Origin of the sequence: Mycobacterium sp. (assembly GCF_035640695.1) — a bacterium.
In the GTDB taxonomy this organism is placed as follows: domain Bacteria; phylum Actinomycetota; class Actinomycetes; order Mycobacteriales; family Mycobacteriaceae; genus Mycobacterium.
In genome coordinates, this window is record NZ_DASQVQ010000131.1 from 21,717 (window position 1) to 28,432 (window position 6,716).

Here is a 6,716-nt window from a genome sequence, read left to right on the forward strand (position 1 = left end):
AGCCCGCTGTGATCACCCGCATGTCCGAGCTGTTCTTGCGCACGCTGCGCGACGATCCCGCCGACGCCGAAGTGCCGAGCCACAAGCTGCTGATCCGGGCCGGCTACGTCCGGCCGGTCGGACCCGGCCTGTACACCTGGCTGCCGCTGGGACTGCGGGTGCTGCGCAAGATCGAGCGGATCATCCGGGATGAGATGAACGCGATTGGCGGGCAGGAGATTTTGTTTCCGGCGCTGCTGCCACGGGGGCCCTATGAGACGACGAACCGATGGACCGAATACGGTGATGGCGTCTTCCGGCTGAGGGATCGCCGCGGCGGCGACTATCTGCTCGGGCCCACCCACGAGGAGCTGTTCACGCTCACCGTGAAGGGAGAGTACAGCTCCTACAAGGATTTTCCGCTGCTGCTGTATCAAATCCAAACCAAGTACCGGGACGAGGCCCGGCCGCGCGCGGGCATTTTGCGCGGCCGCGAATTCGTGATGAAGGACTCGTACTCGTTCGACATCGACGACGACGGGCTGAAGGCGGCCTATCACCACCATCGTGAGGCCTACCAACGAATTTTCGACCGGCTGGGTGTGCACTACGTGATCGTCTCGGCCGTCTCCGGGGCGATGGGCGGCAGCGCGTCCGAGGAGTTCCTGGCCGAAAGTCCCATCGGCGAAGACACTTTCGTGCGGTGCGTGGAATCGGGCTATGCGGCCAACGTGGAGGCCGTCGTCACCACGCCGCCGGCGGCGTTGCCGTTCGACGATCTGCCTCAGCCGGTCGTCTACGACACGCCCGGCACACCGACCATCGCCACCCTGGTGGACTGGGCGAATTCGGCCGACGTGCCTGAATTGGTCGGCCGCACCGTGACCGCGGCCGACACGTTGAAGAACGTGGTGATCAAGGTGCGCCCGCCCGGCGGGGACTGGGAACTGCTGGCCATCGGCGTACCCGGCGATCGGGAGATCGATGATAAACGGCTCGGCGCCGCCCTGGATCCGGCCGAATACGCGCTGCTTGACGACGAGGACTTCGCGAAGCATCCGTTCTTGGTGAAGGGTTACATCGGCCCAAAAGGCTTGCTGACCAACGGTATTCGGTATCTGGTCGACCCGCGGATAGTGGACGGAACCAGTTGGATCACCGGCGCCGACGAGCCGGGCAGGCACACGGTCGGCCTCGTCGCGGGCCGGGATTTCGTCGCCGACGGCACGATCGAGGCCGCCGAGGTGCGCGACGGCGACATGTCGCCGGACGGTGGCGGTCCGCTGGCATCGGCCCGCGGCATCGAGATCGGCCACATCTTTCAGCTGGGCCGCAAGTACACCGATGCGTTCGAAGCCGATGTTCTCGGCGAGGACGGCAAGCCGATCCGGCTGACCATGGGCTCCTACGGCATCGGCGTCTCGCGGCTGGTCGCGGTGATCGCCGAGCAACACCACGACGACCTCGGGCTGCGATGGCCGTCGTCGGTGGCACCGTTCGACGTGCATCTGGTGATCGCGAACAAGGACGCCGACGCCCGCGCCGGCGCCGCGGAGTTGGCGGCCGACCTCGATCGGCTCGGCGTGGATGTCTTGCTCGACGACCGGCAGGCCTCGCCCGGCGTGAAGTTCAAGGACGCCGAGCTGCTCGGCGTGCCGTACATCGTCGTGGTGGGCCGCGGCTGGGCCACCGGCGTTGTCGAGTTGCGCAACCGGTTCACCGGGGAGACCCGCGAGTTGCCGGTGGACGCCGCGGCGACCGAGGTCGCGGCGACGGTCGGCTGAGGTTATTCGTTGCCGCCCGGAAACGGCTTGGTCAGCGGCCAGGTCTGCAGCACCTGACGCCAGTGGGCGGCGCGCACCGCGCATTCGGTCAGTGCCTTGACCGCGAATGACCGTTCCTCGGCGGTTTTGGCCTGCTCCAGCACCGCGCGCCAGGCCACCGCATCGTCTTCTTCCATCCGCAGGGCCAGCTTCGCGGCGTCAGTCGGGTTGGCCACCGGGATCGGCAACTGGTAGCCGATGGCCGCGATCGGCGGCGTCACGGACCGCGCGGACAGCATCGCGATGGCGGCCTCCCGCCGTTCCCGGTGCTCGCCGAGGGACTCGGAGATCATGTCGTTGAGCTCGGGAGTGGAGTGGGCCGAGACGAACCCGTAGCCGTAGATCGTGGCGTGTTCGGCGGCGATCGCGTCGGAAAGCGCGGCGTCGTCGGGATTCTGCGGGCGGGTGGTGCTGGTGGGCTGCGGTGAGGTCATGACGCGGGCTGCCTCGCCGCTAATGGCACCGCGACCGAGGCCGCGCAGGACGCCGAGATGGCACCGAGCAAGCCGGCCCGATAGCCGGACAGCTTGGCCGCGAGCTGGGCCGTACTGTCGGCCGACCTGCGTAGCGCCGCGGTCACCTCTGCCGGCGACGGTGGGGCCAGCGACGGGTCCGGGGCCGGAGACGTGGACGTCGGCGACGATGGCGACGGCGGTGGCGGGGTTGTACCCGCCGCGCGCGCGATCTCCTCGGCCAGCGCCTTGGCGTGCGCGGCCCGCTCGGCGGCGACGACGGTTAACGCCGGTGCGTAGCTCGGGTCGGCGCCGATGGCCGCGGCCGCCGCCATGTCGCTGTCCTTTTGGGCCTGGTCGCGCTGGGCTTCCAGATCGTGGAGCTCGGGCGGCGGCGGCTTGGGCCCGCACGCCGACGCCGCCGTGCCCAGCACGGCCAGCGCTGCCGCCCCGAGCAGGGCATTGCGCCGGCTCACGACCGGACCGGTGTTCTGCATGGCGACATCCTGCCATGGCCGCAAATGCCTGCCCTCGAAAAGGCTTGTGGATCAACGGCTATCTGTGGATAGCCGGGAGTTGGCTGTCGACGCCAACGGGACCCCAGTCGGGGGCCGCCGATACGTTCGCCCATGAACTCGAATCAGTACGAGCAGGTTATGGCGACCTTCGACGAATTAGACGCGGTCTTCGACGAAGTGCTGGCGTTACCGCCGCCGACGCTCATGACCCGGCTGGACACAGACGCTCAGGTTTGCGCGTCCACCGGCTCGAAGACGATGACCTCCCGCGTGCCGCTTCGTTTGACGTAGGTGTCGTGCGCAGGCCACATCTCGACCAGCCTCGGCATGTTGCGGGCAACCTCTTCGTCTGTAGCGGGTCGTGACAGATAGTTTGCAGTCGTGCCGTCGATCTCAATGCGTGCCTTTGGGTCGGCACGCAAGTTCATCGGCCAGCTCGAAGCCGTATCCAAACCGAAATTCTCGCAGACGGCGACCAGATTCTCGCCGTCGCGCACGTAGAAGAGCGGAACCGTTCGCTCTTTGCCGCTCTTCCTGCCTTTCGTCGTGAGCAGCATCGTCGGCATTGCCGGACCGCTAATCGACAATCGGCCGCGGCTTGCATGGATCAGCGCGCGGTCTACCTGCGAACCCACGTGCTTTATGAAAAGCGAGAACCAGCGGTAGTGGCCGATCCGGCGCGTCACGCGGAGATACAGCTCGTACACCGCGTTCGGTCGTTCGTGGGCCATTGCTTGAGGATCGCATGTCGAGCACCCGAGAACTTCAAACTCGCTCATCACGAATTGCACGCCAAAGATCACTGCTGCACGGTTCTGGGCGTCGAGATCGACGTTATGCAGAGCCTCTCTCGCACTTTCGCAGCAAAACGCCGATCTCGCGTCAACCCATCCGTGCACCACCCGACCAAGCAAGCCGCGACCGGAAGCCACCCCGCATTCGACCCAGGCCGACCTAGTCGACGCGGATCACGTACGTGCCGTCTTCGTCGCGTTCTATCTGCCGGTCAATCGCGTCGACCCACACCATCGGGTCGTGACGTGCGCCAAGGAAGGCGTTCGGCACTCTGCCACCCGGTTGTAGGTGCACGGTCCATTCCTCATTCGGCGAGAAGATCGTCACTAGCTCACGGCCGTCGGCGGCGCGGATGGACAGCACGTGCGCGTTGCTGTCCGCTTCGTCGAGTTCGTCGAGCTCCGCCTCGTCGAGCTCCGCCTCGCCGAGCTCCGCCTCGTCGTCAAGGTTGTCGTCCGAGTCCTCGTCGCCGTGCATGCGCCGACGCTACCAACCCCGGCCGCAGTCGTCGGCCTCTCATGTGCCCTACCCAGACGACCCGGGCCGACCTGCCGATTGCCTCGTAACACACCGCTTCTGGCGTATCGTTGAAGCCTGACTCCGCGTTTGCGGTCGCGCGCGGAGTCGGGTTGGCCGGACAACTCAAGATGAGGAGCTCGCCGTGGCCACGGGGCTGCCGTCGCAGAAACAGGTGATCGAGCTACTCGATAACGAGTTCGCGCGTGCAGGCTATGAGATCGAGGATGTCGTGGTTCACGCCACCGCCCGGCCGCCCAAGATCACCGTGATCGCCGACGGCGACAAACCCCTCGACGTGGACACCATCGCGACGCTCTCGCAGTCCGCATCGAGGTTGCTGGACACCGTAGAAGCCAGCCCCTACGTCCTCGAGGTCAGTTCTCCCGGAGTGGATAGGCCGCTGACCAGCGAAAAGCATTTCCGCCGGGCCCGCGGCCGCAAGGCGGAACTGACACTCTCCGACGGTTCGCAGTTCACCGGGCGACTGGGTGACGCCGTAGACGGCCGACTGCGCGTCGTCGTCCCGGCGCGCGGCCGGCGGGACTGGACCGTGCGCGAGATACCACTCGAGGACGTCGCCAAAGCCGTTGTGCAAGTGGAGTTTTCGCGACCCAGCCCGCGAGAGATGGAGCTGGCCGGCGACGGTGGCAAGGAGGCCGGCGCATGAACATCGACATGGCCGCGTTGCACGCGATCGAGGTGGACCGGGGCATCCCGGTCGGCGAACTCCTCGAAACCATCAAATCCGCCTTGATCACCGCCTATCGCCATACCGAAGGCCATCAGGCCGACGCCCGCATCGAGATCGACCGCAAGACCGGCGCCGTGCAGGTCATCGCGCGGGAAACCGACGACGACGGCAACGTCACCGCCGAATGGGACGACACACCCGAAGGCTTCGGCCGGGTGGCCGCGACCACCGCACGGCAGGTGATGCTGCAGCGGTTCCGCGACGTCGAAAACGAACGGACCTACGGCGAGTTCTCGGCGCGCGAGGGCGACATCGTCGCCGGCGTGATCCAGCGCGACGCCCGCGCCAACGCTCGCGGCCTGGTCGTCGTCCGGCTGGGCACCGAAACCAAGGGATCCGAGGGCGTGATCCCGGCCGCCGAGCAGGTGCCCGGCGAGCGCTACGAGCACGGCGACCGGTTGCGCTGCTACGTCGTCGGCGTCACCCGCGGTGCCCGCGAACCGCTGATCACGCTGTCGCGCACGCACCCCAACCTGGTCCGCAAGCTGTTCTCGCTGGAAGTCCCCGAGATCGCCGACGGCTCCGTCGAGATCGTGGCCGTCGCCCGCGAGGCCGGCCACCGCTCCAAGATCGCCGTCGCGTCCCGGGTGCCGGGCCTCAACGCGAAGGGCGCCTGCATCGGCCCGATGGGACAGCGGGTGCGCAACGTGATGAGCGAACTGTCCGGCGAGAAGATCGACATCATCGACCACGACCCGGACCCCGCCCGGTTCGTCGCCAACGCGCTCTCGCCCGCCAAGGTGATCTCGGTAAGCGTGGTCGACGAGTCCGCCCGTGCCGCACGCGTCGTGGTGCCGGACTTTCAGCTGTCGCTGGCGATCGGCAAGGAAGGGCAAAACGCCCGGCTGGCCGCCCGGCTCACCGGCTGGCGAATCGACATCCGCAGCGACGCGGAAGTAGCCCACGGCCAGCCAGGGAAGTAGCCGCGCCGGTTTCGAAGGCCTGCGAGGCTGACGGTAGACTGAGCCGTGATCCAGCGCGAGACTTCGGCTTCTGCGCATCGACGCCCCGGCCCGATCGGATCAGCGGGACCGGTGCGAACGTGCGTGGGATGTCGCAAGCGAGAGCTGGCCGTCGAACTGCTTCGCGTGGCGGCGGTGTCGAGCGGGAATGGCGAATACGCCGTGGTCGTTGACACTGTCGGTAATCTGCCGGGGCGGGGTGCCTGGCTGCATCCCAACCAGCAGTGTCTACGCGCAGCGATTCGGCGGCGAGCTTTCGGCCGAGCGCTGCGGATCACCGGAGCACCGGACACCACAGCGGTCCTCGAGCACTTCGCTGCGCTCGGGGCGCCCGGCAAGAGAACAGGCTGCGAAGAACATGAGCACACCGTGAAGTCCCGATGACAATGCGTCATAGCTAAACCCGAGGCGTCGGCCTACCACCGCTGTCGCCTCTAGACAGGAGAAGTTAGTGGCAGGTAAGGCCCGCGTACACGAGTTGGCCAAGGAACTCGGTGTAACAAGCAAGGAAGTCCTCGCCCGGCTCAGCGAACAGGGCGAATTCGTCAAGTCCGCGTCGTCGACCGTGGAAGCGCCAGTGGCACGGCGACTGCGCGAATCGTTCGGCGGCGGCAAGGCCGCCGCCACCGGCAACGGTGCGGCCGCCAAGAAGGCCGCCAAGGTCTCCGGTGACGGCGCCGGATCCGGCGGGGGGGTCGCGACCGCGCCCGCCCCGGCCGCGCCCAAGCCGACCGCACCCAAGCCGGCCGAGCCGACCCCACCGCCGCAGCGCCCGTCGGCACCGGCCGTCGGCCAGACCGGCACGGCCCCGGCTCCCGGCCCCGCGCGGCCCGGCCCGACCGGACCAGCTCCGACCCAGCCCGGTCCGCGCCCCGGTCCGGCGCCCAAGCCCGCGGCCCGCACCCCGCGCGTCGGCA

The 6,716-nt window shown here is 67.7% G+C and carries 9 protein-coding genes; 5 read left to right on the forward strand and 4 right to left on the reverse strand.

Annotated features, from left to right (window positions below):
- The first annotated feature begins 8 nt into the window (after positions 1 to 8).
- Positions 9 to 1,763, forward strand: a complete 1,755-nt coding sequence (locus tag VE759_RS15225) for a proline--tRNA ligase (protein WP_324933875.1) — start codon at positions 9 to 11, stop codon at positions 1,761 to 1,763.
- Between the two features lie 2 nt (positions 1,764 to 1,765).
- On the opposite strand, the gene VE759_RS15230 is transcribed toward VE759_RS15225, so the two are convergent.
- The 4 genes from VE759_RS15230 to VE759_RS15245 all read right to left on the reverse strand — a co-directional run bounded on the left by VE759_RS15230 (position 1,766) and on the right by VE759_RS15245 (position 4,044).
- Positions 1,766 to 2,236 carry a ferritin-like domain-containing protein gene (locus VE759_RS15230; RefSeq protein ID WP_324933877.1) on the reverse strand — a complete coding sequence of 157 codons (471 nt, stop codon included), beginning with the start codon at positions 2,234 to 2,236 and terminating at the stop codon, positions 1,766 to 1,768.
- Entirely contained in the window at positions 2,233 to 2,751 is a 519-nt protein-coding gene (locus VE759_RS15235; protein ID WP_324933879.1) for a hypothetical protein, read from the reverse strand. Before VE759_RS15235 ends, VE759_RS15230 begins: the two co-directional genes overlap by 4 nt.
- Positions 2,752 to 2,999: 248 nt before the next feature.
- Positions 3,000 to 3,503 carry a nitroreductase/quinone reductase family protein gene (locus VE759_RS15240; RefSeq protein WP_324933893.1) on the reverse strand — a complete coding sequence of 168 codons (504 nt, stop codon included), beginning with the start codon at positions 3,501 to 3,503 and terminating at the stop codon, positions 3,000 to 3,002.
- A gap of 223 nt (positions 3,504 to 3,726) precedes the next feature.
- Positions 3,727 to 4,044, reverse strand: a complete 318-nt coding sequence (locus VE759_RS15245) for a hypothetical protein (protein WP_324933881.1) — start codon at positions 4,042 to 4,044, stop codon at positions 3,727 to 3,729.
- A 184-nt stretch (positions 4,045 to 4,228) separates the two neighbouring features.
- On the opposite strand from VE759_RS15245, the gene rimP reads away from it, so the two are divergent.
- The 4 genes from rimP to VE759_RS15265 form a co-directional block, all read left to right on the forward strand.
- Positions 4,229 to 4,753, forward strand: coding sequence for a ribosome maturation factor RimP (gene rimP / locus VE759_RS15250; protein WP_324933883.1), 525 nt, complete (start codon positions 4,229 to 4,231; stop codon positions 4,751 to 4,753).
- Positions 4,750 to 5,760: a transcription termination factor NusA gene (nusA, locus tag VE759_RS15255; RefSeq protein ID WP_324933885.1), complete on the forward strand. Its 1,011-nt coding sequence runs from the start codon at positions 4,750 to 4,752 to the stop codon at positions 5,758 to 5,760. The genes rimP and nusA overlap by 4 nt, the downstream gene beginning before the upstream one ends.
- Before the next feature lie 174 nt (positions 5,761 to 5,934).
- Positions 5,935 to 6,183 (forward strand): YlxR family protein, encoded by a 249-nt coding sequence (locus VE759_RS15260; protein WP_414687927.1) that lies wholly within the window; start codon positions 5,935 to 5,937, stop codon positions 6,181 to 6,183.
- 67 nt (positions 6,184 to 6,250) lie between these two features.
- Positions 6,251 to 6,716 (forward strand): translation initiation factor IF-2 N-terminal domain-containing protein (locus VE759_RS15265; protein ID WP_324933889.1); only part of this gene is annotated, 466 nt, incomplete at its 3' end.

Excerpts from the sequence above, each read along its gene's own strand:
- VE759_RS15235 (WP_324933879.1), bottom strand. The coding sequence starts at position 2,751 with ATGCAGAACACCGGTCCGGTCGTGAGCCGGCGCAATGCCCTGCTCGGG.
- VE759_RS15245 (WP_324933881.1), bottom strand. The coding sequence starts at position 4,044 with ATGCACGGCGACGAGGACTCGGACGACAACCTTGACGACGAGGCGGAG.
- VE759_RS15230 (WP_324933877.1), bottom strand. The coding sequence starts at position 2,236 with ATGACCTCACCGCAGCCCACCAGCACCACCCGCCCGCAGAATCCCGAC.
- nusA (WP_324933885.1), top strand. The coding sequence starts at position 4,750 with ATGAACATCGACATGGCCGCGTTGCACGCGATCGAGGTGGACCGGGGC.
- VE759_RS15240 (WP_324933893.1), bottom strand. The coding sequence starts at position 3,503 with ATGGCCCACGAACGACCGAACGCGGTGTACGAGCTGTATCTCCGCGTG.